This is a genomic window from Paracoccus sp. R12_2, assembly GCF_017744015.1.
Lineage (GTDB): Bacteria > Pseudomonadota > Alphaproteobacteria > Rhodobacterales > Rhodobacteraceae > Paracoccus.
Map to the genome: position 1 here is coordinate 40,820 of NZ_JAGHRA010000019.1, position 15,363 is coordinate 56,182.

Genomic DNA, 15,363 nt, shown 5'->3' on the forward strand with positions numbered 1-15,363 from the left:
GCCGCACAATCCTGGCTAGCGCGGACGCAGTTCTGCCGCCGTCAACTGCATCGGGTCATGGGCATCGCTGGCGCGGATGCGTTCAGCAAGCAGATCGACGAAGACGCGCACCTTCGCCGCTAGATGATGCCGCTCGGGGTAGATAGCGGCGATATTTGCGGTCTGGCAATAATCCGGCAACACGACCCGCAGCCGCCCCTGCCGAACATGCCGCGCGATATCCCATTCCGAGCGCAGCATGATCCCGCGACCGCCCAGCATCCATTCGCGCGCAATATCGCCGTCATTGGTGCTGAGCCTGCCACCAACGCGGGCCGAAGGGCTTTGCCGCCCCAGATCGTCGAAGCGCCAGACATCGTAAAGATCATGTTCCTGACGCAGCACGATGCAGTCGTGCCGCCCCAGATCCTGCAGGCTGGCGGGCGTGCCGTGCCGGTCCAGATATTCCGGCGAGGCGCACATGAAGCGCCGGTTCCGCTGCAACAGCCGCTGAACCAGATTGCTGGTTGGCGGATCGCCGAAGCGGATGTTAAGGTCGACCCCTTGTTCGACAAGGTTCATCGGCGCGTCGGTCACGACAAGCTGCACGTCTATGCCGGAATAGGTCGCGCAATATTCCTGAATGACCGGGGCGATATGCTGGCGGCTGAAACCGAAGGTCGCGTTGATGCGCAGCAGGCCCGAAGGCGTGTCGCGCCCAGCGCGCAGGCTGCTTTCCAGATCCTCGATCTCGGCCAGAAGGCGGGCGGCCTTAGTGAAATAAGCCTCGCCCTCGCCGGTCAGGCTGACGCGGCGGGTGGTGCGGTTCATCAGGCGCACCCCCAGCCGGTCTTCCAGCCGCGCCAGCCGCCGCGACACGGCCGAGGCGGTGACGCCCATCTCGCGCGCTGTCGCCACAAAGCTGCCGCGCTGCGCCAGCAGGACGAAAAAGCCCAGATCGCCTTCACTCATTGCTGAACCTGACGCACTAATGTTGTTCCAACTCCGACATTAATAAAATTTTGGAAGCAGTATAGTCTTTTCTGGTCTGGTGACACTTGCGGCGCGCCTGCTGTGGCGTCGCATGACCCGGTGGGGGCCGGGACGCGCCAGACCCAACCAGGAGGAGGATATGATGAAAATTGCACTTGTGACCATCTTTGCCGGGCTTGTCGCGGCCACACCGCTGGCTGCGCAGGACGCGGCTGATTTTCCGACCAAGCCGATGACCTATATCATCCCGTTCAACGCGGGTGGCGAATCCGATATCTCGGCGCGCTTTCAGCAAAGCGAATGGGAGAACGTCACTGGCCAGCAGGTCGTCATCCAGTATCAGCCCGGCGCCGGTGGCGCGCAGGCCTGGTCGCAGCTGAATTCGCTGCCGGGCGACGGCTATACGATCATGGGCATCAACCTGCCCCATACCGTTCTGCAGCCGCTGGCTGGTTCGGTGGGCTACGCGACCGAGGATCTGACCCCGGTTCACTACTTTCACTATACCCCCGACGCGATCTTCGTGAAGCAGGATAGCCAGTTCCAGACGCTGGAAGACCTCGTGAACTATGCGAAGGAAAATCCGGGGCTGGTGACGATGGCCGGCTCTGGCTCGAACTCGTCGAACAATCTGGCGGCGATCCGCTTCAATGAACTGGCCGAGGTGATGACGACCTATGTGCCGTTCTCGGGCACCGGGCCCTCAATCACGGCCGTGCTGGGAGGGTCGACCATGGCGGGGTTCAACTATGCCACCTCGGGCGTGGCGCAGGGTGATGCGCTGCGGATGCTGGCGGTTGCGTCGGAAGAACGTCTGCCGGCCTTCCCCGACGTGCCGACCTTCAAAGAGCTTGGCTATGACATTGTCGGCGGTGCCTATCGCGGTGTTGCGCTGCCCAATTCCGCCTCGGAAGAGCTGCGCCAGCGCGTCTCCGACATTGTGGCCGAAATAAACGCGGCCCCCGCTTTCGTCGAAAAGATGGAAGAGGCAGGCTTCGTTCTGACCGACGTCACCTATGACCAGATGGATGAGTTCGTGGCCGCGCGTGTCGAGGAATACACCGCCGGCGCGAAGGCTCTGGGCATCATCGAGTAAAGGGGCAGGGGATGGAGATTCTCGGCTATCTGCTGGATGCGCTAACGCCGTTCAACCTGTTGCTGGCATTGGTTGGCGTGATCCTGGGGACGGTGATCGGCGCGCTTCCGGGCCTTTCGGCGACGATGGCGGTGGCGGTTCTTGTCCCCTTCACCTTCACGATGGACCCCGCGGCGGGCCTGATCGCGCTCGGAGCGATCTATACCGGCGCGATCTATGGCGGTGCCTACGCCGCCATTCTGGTCAATACGCCCGGCACGCCATCCGCGATTGCGACAACCTTCGACGGTTTCCCCATGGCCAAGCGGGGTGATGGGGGGCTGGCGATTTCGCTGGCCACCATCGCCTCGGTCGTGGGGGGCGTCGTGGGCGCGGTGGCGCTGCTGGTGCTGGCGCCGCCGCTTGCGCGGGTGGCGCTTGCGTTCGGGCCGACCGAGTATTTCTGGCTGGCCATGTTCGGCCTGACCCTGATCGCAGCACTGTCGGTCGGCAATACGCTGAAAGGGCTGATCGGGGCCTGTATCGGGCTGTTCCTGTCGATGATTGGCGTGGCCGTTGTCGGCGGCGACGTGCGTTATACTATGGGAATGCAGCGCTTTCTGGCCGGGATCGACCTGACCTCGGCCATTATCGGGCTGTATTGCGTGCCGGTCATTCTGGATCTTGTGGCCACGCGTGACCCGCATCTGAAGCCCTCCGTCACCGGCGGGCTGCGCGTTGCCGAAGGGCTGCGCATGTCGCTGGCGCGCAAGCTGAACGTGATCCGATCTTCGGTGATCGGCACGATCATCGGCATTCTGCCGGGCGCGGGCGGGTCCATCGCCGGGCTGGTGTCCTACTCCGAGGCGCGACGGTCGTCGCGCGATCCCGACAGCTTCGGCAAGGGCAACCCCGATGGCGTCATCGCGACCGAGGCTGCCAATAACGCGACCGTCGGCGGCGGCTTCATCCCGACGCTGGTTCTGGGCATTCCCGGCACGCCGCCCGATGCAATCATTCTTGGCGCGCTGCTGGTGCAGGGGATCAAGATCGGTCCGACGCTGTTCACGACAGACGGCAATATTGTCTACACCTTCATCTGGGGCCTGCTGATCGCGACGCTGCTGATGCTGCCGGTCGGGCTGCTGATCGGGCGCTATGCCTATGCGTCCATCGTCAAGGTGCCCAAGGCCGTGTTGGCGCCCACCGTGGCGCTGCTGACCATCATCGGCGCCTTTGCCATTCATTCGAATGTCGAAGATGCGCAGCTTATGGTAGGGTTGGGCATTCTGGCCTGGATCCTGAACCGCTATGGATTCCAGCCCTCGCCCATCGTGCTGGGTCTGGTGCTGGGGTCCATCGCAGAACAGGGCTTTGTTCAGACCTGGCTGATCGGCAACGCGTCCGGCCGCCTGCCCGAGATGTTCTTCAACCGCCCCATCAGCATCGGCATCATCCTTGCCGCGCTGATCACGCTGGCCTTCCCGATCTGGGCCGACTGGAAGGCCCGCCGCCGCGCTCAGCTTGATACGGCGGGCGAGGCAGTCAGCGATGCCGGCGCCGAAATCCCGGATGAGGTGAAGACGCGCAGCATCCCCTCGATCATCATCGCGGTTATATTCGTGCTGATCGGAATCTGGATCATCATGGGCGCGCGGTCCATGTCGATGTTGGGCGCGGTCTTCCCCGTGACCATTGCGGTCGCGCTGATCGCGCTGTCGCTTCTGCTGATCGGCCAGCAGCTTCGTCGGCCCGCCGGCCCTGCCGAGGGCATTGTGCTGGACGAAGGCGGCAAGCGCCGGCTTGCACTTGGCGCGGCGATGATGGGCTGGGTCGTCTTGATGCCCGAATTGGGCTTTCTCGTGACCAGCCTGATTGCCTTTGCGCTGATCATGGTCATCGCCAATTACGACCGCGTGCCGGCCCGGACATGGGCGATCTGGCTGATCTCTGGCGCCGTTATCTGCACGGGCTTCTGGTGGCTGATGGCCAATGTGCTGCTGCTGCGTATGCCCGCCGGAATATTTTTCTGAACAGGAACAGTGATATGAACAAACGTCTGCACAAGATCGCCGCGATTGGCGGTGACGGGATCGGTGTCGAAGTCGTCGATGCCTGCCTGGAAGTCCTTGATGCCCTGGCCGAGCGTGACGGCAATTTCGCCTTCGAGGTCGAGACTTTCGATTGGGGCACCGACCGTTTCAAGAAGACCGGCGCATTCATGCCGGAAGACGGCGCCGATCAACTGCGCGCCTTCGATGCGATCCTGTTCGGCGCGGTGGGTGCGCCCGATGTGCCCGACCATCTGACGCTGTGGGGCCTGCGTCTGGCGATCTGTCAGCCGCTGGATCAATACGCCAATGTTCGCCCGACGCGCATGCTGCCGGGCATCAAGTCGCCGTTGCGTGGAGTGAATGACAAGGAACTGGACTGGGTGATCGTGCGCGAGAACTCAGAAGGTGAATATGCCGGGCAGGGCGGGCGCTCCCATCCCGGCCTTCCGCTCGAAGTGGCGACAGATGTGTCGATCTTCACCCGCGCGGGGATCGAGCGGATCATGCGCTTTGCCTTCCAGCTTGCGCTGTCGCGTCCGCGCAAGCGGCTGACGGTGGTGACGAAATCCAACGCGCAGCGGCATGGCATGGTCCTGTGGGACCAGATCGCTGCAGAGGTCGCGGCTGAATTCCCCGATGTCGCTTGGGACAAGATGCTGGTCGATGCGATGACGGTGCGCATGGTGATGGACCCGGCCTCGCTGGACACCATTGTCGCCACGAATCTGCATGCCGATATCTTGTCCGACCTGGCTGCCGCCCTGTCGGGCAGCATCGGCGTCGCGCCGACCGCGAACCTGAACCCGGAACGCGACACGCCGTCGATGTTCGAACCGATCCACGGCTCGGCCTTTGATATCACGGGCAAAGGGGTCGCGAACCCCGTCGCGACCTTCTGGACCGCCGCGATGATGCTGGATCATCTGAACGAAAAGCCCGCCGCCGAACGCCTGATGCAAGCGGTCGAGGCGGTGACGGCCGATCCCGACCTGCACACCCCCGATCTTGGCGGCAAGGCCACGACGCGCATCGTGACCGACGCCGTGATCGACCACCTGCGCGGCCGCAATTCCTGAAAGGGTTTACGATGTCCACCAATCACCTGAAAATCGCCGTCATTCCCGGTGACGGCATCGGCAAGGAAGTCGTCCCGGAGGGGCTGCGCGTGCTGGAAGCAGTGGCGTCCCGACGCGGCATCGACATGCGCTTTGACGAATTCGACTTCTCGTCCTGCGATTACTATCAGAAGCACGGCCAGATGATGCCGGATGACTGGAAGGACCAGATCGGCGGGCATGACGCGCTGTTCTTCGGCGCGGTCGGCTGGCCGGATACGGTGCCGGACCATATCTCTCTTTGGGGGTCGCTGATCCAGTTCCGCCGCCAGTTCGACCAGTATATCAGCCTGCGCCCGGCACGCCTGATGCCCGGCGTGTCCAGTCCGCTGGCCGGGCGCGGCCCCGGCGATATCGACATGTGGATTGTGCGCGAGAATACCGAGGGCGAGTACTCCTCGGTCGGGGGGATCATGTTCCCCGACACGGATCGAGAGGTCGTGCTGCAGGAGACCGTCATGACCCGGCACGGGGTGGACCGGGTGCTGAAATACGCGTTCGATCTTGCGCAGAAGCGTCCGCGCAAGAGGCTGACCTCGGCCACCAAGTCGAACGGCATTTCGATCAGCATGCCTTATTGGGACAAGCGGGTCGAGGAGATGGCAAAATCCTTTCCCGATATTGTGGTCGACAAATATCACATCGACATCCTGACCGCGCATTTCGTGCTGAACCCGGATCGCTTTGACGTGGTCGTCGCCTCGAACCTGTTCGGCGATATCCTGTCGGATCTGGGTCCGGCCTGCACGGGCACCATCGGCATCGCACCCTCGGGAAATATCAACCCCGAAGGCAAGTTCCCGTCGCTGTTCGAGCCGGTTCATGGATCGGCCCCCGACATTGCCGGGCAGGGCGTGGCCAACCCGATTGGGCAGATCTGGGCCGGGGCGATGATGCTGGACCATCTGGGCCACCCCGATGCCGCGTCTGACATCATGGTAGCCATCGAGCGCGTGCTGTCAGAACCCGCGCTGCGCACGCGCGACCTTGGCGGGGCTGCAGATACCGTCACATGTGGCAAGGCTGTGGTCGATGCGCTCGGGTGAAGACCGGGTCGGTGCTCTGAAAAGCTTGCCAGCGCGGCGTTTGTTTCTGCGTCAGCTTTTCGATGCGGCTGTTGCTGCATCCGACCCGATGCGTGTCATACCCAAGGCTCTGCCGGCTCGCCCGGCAGGCCGGGTCATCGTTATCGGGGCGGGAAAAGCCTCGGCACGGATGGCCGAGGCGGTTGAAGCCCGATGGGGGCCTTGCGAGGGCCTTGTCATTACCCGCGACGGCTATGGCAGGTACCTCCAAGGCGTTGAGGTTGCCGAAGCCGCGCATCCGGTGCCGGATGTGCGAGGGTTGGAGGCCACGCGCCGAATGTTCGATCTGCTTGACCAATGCGGCGAGGAGGACTTTGTCCTCGCACTCATTTCAGGTGGTGGATCATCGCTTCTGACTTGGCCGGCGGGCGATGTCACGCTTGAGGAAGAGCGGGCCATGACGCAGGCGTTGCTTGCATCGGGCGCCCCGATCACCGCGATGAACGCCCTGCGCAAGCACCTATCCCGTGCCAAGGGTGGTAATCTGGCAGCAGCGGCCTGGCCTGCAAGAATGCTGTCGCTGATCGTCTCGGATGTGCCGGGCGATGATCCCGCCATGATCGCCTCTGGTCCCACCGTTATTGACGATACGACCCAGCGGGAAGCACGCGAGATCGCCCGCAGATGGAATATTCCGCTTTCCCCCTCCATGCAGGCGGTTCTTGATGGTCATTCGACCACTGTAAGCAAAGGCGATATACGCATTTCTCGGACCGAGAACCGGATTGTCGCCGCGCCGGCATTGTCGCTGCAAGCGGCGGCAGATCTGGCCCGGTTCGCTGGGGTCTCTGTCCGGATTCTCGGGGATGCGATTGAGGGTGAGGCGCGTGATGTCGCAGCCGACCATGCGAAGATCGCGCTTGAAGCACAGGCAGGACTTGCTGTCGACGAGGTTACGCTGCTCCTCTCGGGAGGCGAATGCACGGTGACACAACGCGGACGAGGGATCGGGGGACCCAATGCCGAGTATTGCCTTGCCCTGAGTTGCGCGTTGGACGGTGTAGCAGGCATTGCTGCCATTGCTTGCGATACCGACGGTGTCGACGGGGCGGCCGAGGTTGCCGGCGCTCTGATTGACGAAACGACCCTGCAGCGCGCGACATCCGCCGGTCTTTCCGCACAGGCATTTCTGGACGATAACGACAGCCACAGCTTCTTTCGTAGGCTGGGCGATCAGATCGCCCCGGGCCCTACGTTGACAAACGTTAATGATTTTCGCGCTATGCTGATTTTTGGGAAATCAGCGTGAAAATTGCCTTCGCTGCATGCCAGAGGAAGGTTCGAACATAAATTAAAGAAATGCTGCGGCAAGCGATGGTAGATGCCGCAGCGCATGGTTTTCCGAGTATTTGCCGGCGCGCAGGGCAGCATTTGATGCAGCTTCAAAATCGTTCACCTCAACGCCACCTCAACCCTTGGCTGCAGTTTTCGCGCGGGTTGTGCCGTCGAAAGCCGCATGATGCGGTCGAATGCCGGAATGGAAATCGCAAGAAATCAAACGGTTATCGCGTAAGGCGCTGAAATCCTTCAGTTTCGCAATTTCGCCTCTGATCGGCTCATAACCTGAAGGTCGTAGGTTCAAATCCTACCCCCGCAACCAAACTTTCCGACAAGATATCAAACACTTAGGCCGCCCTCCGGGCGGCTTTTGCGTGTCGCGTCGTGTTGCAAGCCATTCCCGAATACTCCCCAAAGAATCCAAAGGCTTACAACCAGCCCCGATTCCTCCGTGCAACACGGATGCGACACGGGACCGAGCCGATGTTCCGCAGACGTTCGCGACTGATCGTGCTTGCCCATGCGGTGCCGCTGCGCTTGGATAGGGCAATTCCCGAAAGGTCCGAATTGCCCATGCCGATCTACGAGTTTGCCAGCGAAGAAATCCGTCCCCTGAGCAAGACCACCTTCAGTCTCGCCCAACTGCAGGAACGGCGCGATCTGCAGCGCCTGCTGCGGGCGAACATCTCAGTGGTCGCGCCGGACACGCTGGTGATCGCGGAGGAGTTCGGGGATTGGGACGAGTCGCGTCGGCGCATCGATCTTCTCGGCATCGACCGCGACGCGAACCTCGTGGTGATCGAGCTCAAGCGGACGGAAGACGGCGGTCATATGGAACTGCAGTCTATCCGCTACGCGGCGATGGTCTCGACCATGACCTTCGCTCAGGCCGCCGATGTGTTCGGACGCTACCTCGCGCAGATCGGCAAGGCCGATACAGATGCGCGGGCCGAGCTGCTCGATTTCCTCGGGTGGGACGAGCCCGACGAGGATGCCTTCGCGCAGGACGTCCGCATCGTCTTGGCGTCGGCCGAGTTCAGCCGCGAGCTGACAACATCGGTTCTCTGGCTTATCGAGCGCGGCATCGACATCCGCTGCGTGCGCCTCCAGCCCTACGGGCTTGATGGGCGGGTTCTCGTGGATGTCCAGCAGATCATACCGCTCCCCGAGGTGGCAGAATACCAGGTCCGCGTCACCGAGAAGAAGCGCAAGGAGCGCGAGGCGCGCACAGACACGCGAGACTGGACCAGCTACGACGTCGCCCTCGGTGGGCGCCAGTTGACGGGACTGCGGAAGCGACACGCGATCTATCAGGTGTTCCGCCATCTGGTGGAGAGCGGAGTCGCACCGGAGGAGGTCGCCAAGCATTGTGGCCCGCGAGCCAATCGGGCCCTCGTGTCGGCCGAGGGCAAGGTGACGGGCGACGACTTCTATCGCTTGGCGAAGGAAGCCCGCGCCGCGGAAGGGCGGAACTTCGACTCGAAACGCTTCTTCAGCGACGATGACGAACTTCTCCACTTCCGCGGTCGCACCTATGCGTTCTCCAGCCAGTGGGGCGGCACCGATTGGGAGCAGGCCATGATCAACCTACGCGACGCCTTCCCGGATCAGGGAATCGCGTTCCTGCCCTCCGAATAGCGGTCGGTCCCGACTTGCTATCGTAGTCGACAAGAGCGTGATGGATCAGGATGTTCTGCCGGAGACCATCATGCACAAGACCAATGTCGCCGCTCTCGCCGCCTTCACCGCGCGGAAGGCCGAGATCGACGAAGCCCTCGACCGCATCCGAGCAGCCAGCGAGGACCACTTCTTTGCCAACCCCGAGGACGTGCACTGGGGCCACGTCACGGCCCTTGGAGATCACGCCGCACTGCTCAAGCGGATCACGGACGCGATCTACGCCGAAGGGGAGCATGCCCCACTGTGGAGCGCCAAGGCATAGTCAGCCCTCACGGGCGCTGCACATCGCGAAACAGCCCGGCCAGACCCTCGGCGAAAGGATCTAGTTCCGCGGCGCGGTGCTTCGCCCAGTCCAGCCACTCGGAGGTCGACTTCTCCCCGATTGCTTGCTCCCCTTCGAATGCGAGCCGCGCTTCAAGCTCGGTGATGAACTCATCGAGAAGCTGCTTCTCCTGCCAGTTCGTCGCTGCAGACCGGAAGCGAGCCCAGTGGGTGTCATCGATCTCCTTGAGTCGCCGCCTCTCCCACCGGCGCCGCTCCTCTTCTTGATATCGGCGGCGATCCTCTTCACGCTTGCGCTCCCACTCGATCAGACGCGGAACGCTCGCCACGACCGTTTCCACGATTGACGGGATCAGCTGCGAGAATGGCTTCCTCGGGCTCTCGATCCACTGAGGCTGTTCGCCCGGAAGCAATGTTGTGATCTGCGCCCGGAGGAATCCCGATGAGGTCAGCCCCGAATTGTGATGGTGAGGGTAGGACGTCCACTTCGCAGCTTCACCCTCCGGCCGCTTGATTGGCCGCGACATCTTCTCCTTGACCATGCACTCGATGTCCCGACCCCCGACGGTAAAGGTCAGCTTGCCGTGTATGTCGGCCTCCTTGACGCGGCCGCCTGCCGCCTCGATGGCGCGGCAGAGCGTGCTGCAGGCACGAAAGCGGTACAGATCGCGCGGCGTGAGATCGTCCAAGAGGGACTTGCCCCAGGACCAGATGTCGTTCCTCCGTCGCCGGTTTTCCTGCGAGCGCTCCTTCTGCTCCCGTTTGTGTTCCGCGATCCACGCTTTGATCTTGGGATGCAGCCCGTCGAGCAGATCCAGCCCGTCGTCCTTCACGGTCTCCTTGGCGTCTGTGATGGACGGAGGTTCAGGTGCGCGTGCCTCTTTCGGCAGCGCCTCCGCCGGAGAGTTCTGTGGTGCTACGGCGGTCGGACGCGGAGTGCGCGACGTCCGAGGCGCGAGTTCCTTTACGGCAACCACCTCTTCCGGGGGCAGGAGCGTGGGAGCAGGGGCGCGGCCGACAGCCTTCTTCTGCCAATATCCCGGAGGCGGATAGGGCACTTGGCGCTTGTCGCAGAGCTTGGCGAGCCGCGGGCCGTCGAGACCAAGTTCCGGGCCGACACGATTGAGCGGCCGTTCCCATACGAGCTCATAGAGCTCCTCGCGGGAGAGGTCCTTTGCTGTTCGTGTCGTACCGCCGTCCATGAAAACGCCCGAAAGATTCGTCTTCCGGGCCCAGAGTAGGATCGAGGAATGGCAGCCGAAACCGGAAATGCGAACGCGTTGTCGCCGCCAACGCGATTTGCCGTATCACGCCGCCGCCGTCGCCACGCCGTCCAGCCGCACCGCGACGCCGGTGACGCCATTCCCTGCGGCCTCCACCGCGACGCCGATAGGGTAGCGCCCAGCTGCTGGTGTGGTGACTTCCTTGGCCGTGTTGTCCCAGGCGACGCGCGCACCGACCGTGACGACCGCGGCGCTGGCCTTCGGCAGCTGGAACACCCCGGTGGTGGAGAGCTCGACCGGGTCGCCCTCGGCCGAAGAATAGGCGGCGATGCCGAAGATGGTGCCCACGATCAGCGCGTCGCCCGAGGCGATGCCGCCCGCGGGCGTGGTGACACGGAGGATGTGGCCGTTCTGGAGGTAGTTGCGCATGGTCAGAGCCCTTTCGAGGATTGGATGCGGACGACCGAGATGCGGTCGGTCGCCCCTGTGATCTGCCGGGTGAGGTCCGCAAGCGCGGCGGCCATCTCGCCGTCGCTCGCGTAGGTGACGCGCTTGCCGTCGTATTCGACGGTGCGGATGCCCCGATAGCGCGCGGCCATCAGGGCGTCCCGCCAGGCGGTGAGCTGGGCGAGGTCGGCCATGCTCACGCCCCGGCGTTCATGAACCAGCCCCGATGGTCGATGAACCCGGCCCCGAAATCGAGGATCACCCGGATCTCCACGCCATCCACGTCCCAGCCCGAGCGGCTCTCGACCTGCGGGCCTTCCGCGCCCGAGAGGTAGGCAAACTCCAGCCCGTCGATTTCGCCGGGATCGGCAGTGACGTACCAGCGCGTGGCCGAGGACAGGCGCGGCTCGACCACCAGCGACAACGACCCGGAGAACGGGTTCACATCGGCGGCCGTCGCGGGCGCGATGCTCGCCAGCCACTTCTCGGCGGTGGTCTCCAGCGCGGGCGGCACCAGCAGGTTGCGGGGCGTCACGCGGATGGTGCGGTCCTCGATGCCCTTCTGCGTTCGCAGCGCCAGCCGGGCGGCCGAGAGCGTCGCGTCGGAGATCACCGCCCCGGTCCCTGCCTTGTTGCCGTGATCGGCGTGGAACAGGGTCTTGCCGTCGGACATCGTAGGCCCGTTGCCGCTGCCCGCCTCGAGGAGGGTGACGAGGATGCGCGCCTCGGTCTCGGCCGCGGCCTGGCCCATGCGCCGCGCGAGGTCCGCGAAGGCGCCAAGATCGTCGTTCACCAGCACTTGCCGCGTGACGCCGATCTTCCGCGCCCAGGTCTCGACCTTGTAGGCCTCGCGCGCCTCGGCCATGGTCCCGGCCTTGATCTCGCCGTGCTCGTTCAGCTTCTCCAGCAGCGGGGCCTCGCCCAGCATGATCTTGTTCACCGCCCGGAAGTCTCGCGCCGTGGTCTGGCGGCCGAGGCGGCGGATGCCCGAGGGTGCGGCCTGGTAGGCGTCGCGCAGGACGCGGCCCACGGTGTCCCCGAGGATGATCGGGAAGTCAGAGGTGGTGTGCAGCGCGCGGGTGACGAGGCTCGCGGGCGACAGCGCCATGGTGGACTCGCCGCGCAGGGTCAGCAGTTCCTTCGCCATGTCGACCGGCGTCGCGTAGGCATAGCGCCGGGCGGGCTCGGAGAGGTCGTGCCGCGGATTGATCCGGGCATAGAGCGCTTCGCCCATCTGCCGGGCGCGGAGCGCGGGATCGTCCTGGCTCTCGCCCATCTCGACGCGGACCTGTTCGGTGCGGATCGCGGGCGCGGATCGCTTCGCCAGCGCCTCGAAGGCCGCGCGGCGCGCGGTGTCGGGATCGGCGCCTCCGTCAATCTGGCCGTCGATCCAGGACTGGTCCAGCCCGGCGATGCGGGCGATGGAGCGGATCTCGGCGTTTGCCTCGGCGCGGGTCTGCGCCTCGCACGGGGCCGGGGTGGTGTTTGTGTCGGTCATCTCTGTCTCCATGCGAATGTGGGCGCCGGGATCGGCGGGCGTCGGCACCAGGGAAATCTCGTGGGGGGTCCAGCGCACGGCGGTCAGCACGCGCACGCCGTTCTCGGTCGTCTCGGCCCAGTCCTCGACCGAGTAGCCGACCGAGACATGGCGCAGGATCCCCGCCAGCACGTCCTGCCAGACCGGCTCCACCTCGGGCCGGGCCGAGAACTGGATGAAGGCGGTGCCACGCTTGCTGTCGACGGCGGCGCTGCGCACCGAGCCCAGCACATCGCGGACGGCGGTCTGGCGATGCGCATCGAGGACGCTGGCGCCTTCGAGGCGTGACAGGTCCACGGCCTGCGGATCAAGGCTGAGGCGCTCGATGTATTGGCCCGCCATGTCGCGACGGCGCACGGGCGCGCCGGTCGACCAGACCACCTCGACGGTGCGGGCCCCCGGATCGGCGGTCGCGGGCGCCAGCGTCGCGCGGCGGGTAAGGATACCCTTTCCGTCTATAAGGGTTTGCGGCGCCTGGCCTGGCAGGGTGTCTATCGCAGTATCAGCCATCGGTCTCCTCCTTCTGCGGCGACCCCGTCTGGCCGAAGGCGAGCCCCAGCCCCTCCGCGCGCTCGCGGTCGGCGGCGATCTCGGCATCCACCTGTTCGGCGTCGTAGCCGCGTTCAGAGATCGCTTGGGACCGGCTCTTGAGCCCCGCGCCGATCGCCATGATCTCGGCCTGCACGTCCTTCATCGGATCGACGTAGTCGAACTTCGGCGGCAGCCATTCGCAGCCGAGGTAAGCCTCGGGGTTCCGGTCGAAGTCCCGCGCGGGCAGCTCGCCCGTGAGCACCGCCAGCCGCACGAACCGCTCCCAGACCGGGCGGCAGAACAGGTGAACGACCACGTTGTGCTGCAGCTGCTCGACGCGGCGGCGGAACTCGATGAGCCCGGCGCGGATCGAGGAATAGGTCACGCCCTCCAGGTCGCCCGAAACCAGCTCGTAGGGCAGGCCCATCCCCGCTGCGACGGCGCGCAGATGGTTCTTCACGAACGGCGCGTAGGCATCGTGCTCGGTCGGGTTCGAGAAGCGGATGTCGGTGCCGGGCGGCAGCGGGATCAGGCTGCCGGGCTCCATGCCCACGGTCAGCGCGCCGCCGGTGTTGGTGCCGCTCAGCCCGCCCGCCGTGCCGTCCGGGTCGGTGATGAAGCCGGTGAACAGCGCCGCGACCTTGGCCTTCACCAGCGCGGCGTCCTCGAACTGGTCGAGCTCGTGAAGCCGCAGCAGCACCGGTGCGAGCCAGGTGATTCCGCGCAGCTGGCCCGCCGCGAGCGGCTTGAACAGATGCAAACAATCGGCGGCAGGGACGCGGAGCGGGTCAATGCGGAGAGACCCCAGCGGATCGCCCGGGCGGGAGGACAAGACCCGGTAGGCGACCCGGCGACCGGCGGCATCGAACTCGATGCCCGCGCGGATCCGCGCCCCGCCGCCGATCTCGCGGTGCAGGTCCATCGGAACCTGCTCGCGATCCAGAAGCTCGAGGTGGAGGGGGACCGTGGCGGCGTCGCTGGCGACGCGCAGCCGGGCGAAGCTTTCGCCGCTCTCGACCATCGCACGCACGGCCATGGCCTGAAGCCCGTAGAAATCCGCCAGCCCGTCCGGAGCGGCATGATCGGTCCAGCGCAGCCAGAGTGCCTGCAGCCGTTCGCGCACCTCACGGTCGGGATGGGTGGATTGCGGCTTGATCCCGGCGCCGACGACATTGCCGACCAGGCTGTCCACCGCCGCCGCGACCCACGGGTTGTTCCGCGCATACCACCCGGCCCGCCGCGCCGCCGTGGTCGCGCCCGCGAGGATCGCCGCGTTCAGCCCGTCGACCGTCCGCGCGCCCTCCCAACGCCGCCCGCCACCCGCAGCGTTGAAGCCGCGAGCGCGCGCGAGGCCGAGAAGGCGATGGAGAATAGTCCGCATGGGCGACAGAATCGCCTATCGGAACGCGCATGCCCATTCAGAATGTTTGGTAATGGCCGAAGAACTTTCGCACCGTCTCACAGCATTGGTTGGTCACTGCCAGCCAGCGTTGCCATCACGACTGCCGGCAAGCTGACGCCACCTCACAGATGAGGACGATCCCCACTATCTTGTGGTAGTGCCGTCTGATAGAGAAAACCCCAAGATCGTGTATTTCGGGGGATCGCAGTGGCGGGCGAGGTTGATTTCAAGGGCAAGGGTCAAGCACTTAGACTCGGGGTGCAGCAAGAACTCGGGGGAGGACCGCTAAGCATCTTCGGAGCGGCTGCCCAGAAGCACGACCTGTCCATCCGTGAGGTGATGGTTGGTGTTCTGGCAAAGCTGGCTGAACAGTTCCCAGAGCTAGAGTTCCGGCATCTCATATCTCTCAGCAAGAAAGAAATGAACGAAAAGCTGCGGGGTTTTGATGCGCGGCTCGGGCAGGCTCTATTCGTCGAAAGCGCGAGTATTCGACCGGACGGCGGCATCACCGAAGTTCTCGACAAGAACGGACGATGGCGGATTGTTTTGGTGGGCGGGTAATCCCCCCATTTTTGTGGGGGCTTGGTCGTAGAATTTACGCGGCCATTCTCAGTTTCTGTGCGGGTGTCATCCCGCCGTTGCCCATGTTTGGGCGCTCATTGTTGTAGGACCAGAGCCATTC

General features: G+C 64.4%; 14 protein-coding genes. 8 read left to right on the top strand and 6 right to left on the bottom strand.

Translation table 11 applies throughout. From position 1 onward, the window contains the following. Window positions 1-15: 15 nt before the first annotated feature. A complete protein-coding gene (locus J7359_RS17615) occupies window positions 16-951 on the bottom strand; it encodes a LysR family transcriptional regulator (RefSeq protein ID WP_209058549.1) in 936 nt (311 codons plus the stop codon). Window positions 952-1,114: 163 nt separating this feature from the next. Between J7359_RS17615 and J7359_RS17620 the strand changes: the two genes are divergently transcribed. From J7359_RS17620 to J7359_RS17650, 7 genes are all read left to right on the top strand, one after another. After that, window positions 1,115-2,068: a tripartite tricarboxylate transporter substrate binding protein gene (locus J7359_RS17620; protein ID WP_247740500.1), complete on the top strand. Its 954-nt coding sequence runs from the start codon at window positions 1,115-1,117 to the stop codon at window positions 2,066-2,068. An 11-nt stretch (window positions 2,069-2,079) separates the two neighbouring features. Continuing rightward, window positions 2,080-4,080, top strand: a complete 2,001-nt coding sequence (locus J7359_RS17625) for a tripartite tricarboxylate transporter permease (protein ID WP_209058553.1) — start codon at window positions 2,080-2,082, stop codon at window positions 4,078-4,080. Window positions 4,081-4,094: 14 nt separating this feature from the next. Beyond that, window positions 4,095-5,177, top strand: a complete 1,083-nt coding sequence (locus tag J7359_RS17630; protein ID WP_209058555.1) for a tartrate dehydrogenase — start codon at window positions 4,095-4,097, stop codon at window positions 5,175-5,177. An 11-nt stretch (window positions 5,178-5,188) separates the two neighbouring features. After that, the gene (locus J7359_RS17635; RefSeq protein ID WP_209058557.1) at window positions 5,189-6,262 is read left to right on the top strand and encodes a tartrate dehydrogenase; all 1,074 of its coding nucleotides are present in this window, start codon (window positions 5,189-5,191) and stop codon (window positions 6,260-6,262) included. Then, complete coding sequence (locus J7359_RS17640) at window positions 6,249-7,550, top strand: glycerate kinase (RefSeq protein ID WP_209058559.1); 1,302 nt, start codon at window positions 6,249-6,251, stop codon at window positions 7,548-7,550. The genes J7359_RS17635 and J7359_RS17640 overlap by 14 nt, the downstream gene beginning before the upstream one ends. Before the next feature lie 512 nt (window positions 7,551-8,062). Beyond that, window positions 8,063-9,217 carry a hypothetical protein gene (locus J7359_RS17645; RefSeq protein WP_247740501.1) on the top strand — a complete coding sequence of 385 codons (1,155 nt, stop codon included), beginning with the start codon at window positions 8,063-8,065 and terminating at the stop codon, window positions 9,215-9,217. A 40-nt stretch (window positions 9,218-9,257) separates the two neighbouring features. Then, entirely contained in the window at window positions 9,258-9,521 is a 264-nt protein-coding gene (locus J7359_RS17650) for a hypothetical protein (RefSeq protein ID WP_247740502.1), read from the top strand. Window positions 9,522-9,528: 7 nt separating this feature from the next. Here the strand turns inward: J7359_RS17650 and J7359_RS17655 are convergent, their stop codons facing one another. The 5 genes from J7359_RS17655 to J7359_RS17675 form a co-directional block, all read right to left on the bottom strand. Then, window positions 9,529-10,743, bottom strand: a complete 1,215-nt coding sequence (locus J7359_RS17655; RefSeq protein ID WP_209058561.1) for a hypothetical protein — start codon at window positions 10,741-10,743, stop codon at window positions 9,529-9,531. Between the two features lie 105 nt (window positions 10,744-10,848). Beyond that, window positions 10,849-11,193: a DUF2190 family protein gene (locus J7359_RS17660; protein WP_209058563.1), complete on the bottom strand. Its 345-nt coding sequence runs from the start codon at window positions 11,191-11,193 to the stop codon at window positions 10,849-10,851. A 2-nt stretch (window positions 11,194-11,195) separates the two neighbouring features. Then, window positions 11,196-11,405 carry a hypothetical protein gene (locus tag J7359_RS17665; protein WP_209058565.1) on the bottom strand — a complete coding sequence of 70 codons (210 nt, stop codon included), beginning with the start codon at window positions 11,403-11,405 and terminating at the stop codon, window positions 11,196-11,198. A 2-nt stretch (window positions 11,406-11,407) separates the two neighbouring features. Next, window positions 11,408-13,258: a prohead protease/major capsid protein fusion protein gene (locus tag J7359_RS17670; RefSeq protein ID WP_247740503.1), complete on the bottom strand. Its 1,851-nt coding sequence runs from the start codon at window positions 13,256-13,258 to the stop codon at window positions 11,408-11,410. Further along, on the bottom strand, window positions 13,251-14,660 hold the full coding sequence (locus J7359_RS17675; protein WP_209058567.1) for a phage portal protein: 1,410 nt from the start codon (window positions 14,658-14,660) through the stop codon (window positions 13,251-13,253). The genes J7359_RS17670 and J7359_RS17675 overlap by 8 nt, the downstream gene beginning before the upstream one ends. Before the next feature lie 228 nt (window positions 14,661-14,888). Between J7359_RS17675 and J7359_RS17680 the strand changes: the two genes are divergently transcribed. After that, on the top strand, window positions 14,889-15,242 hold the full coding sequence (locus J7359_RS17680; protein ID WP_209058569.1) for an EcoRI family type II restriction endonuclease: 354 nt from the start codon (window positions 14,889-14,891) through the stop codon (window positions 15,240-15,242). Window positions 15,243-15,363: the final 121 nt, after the last annotated feature.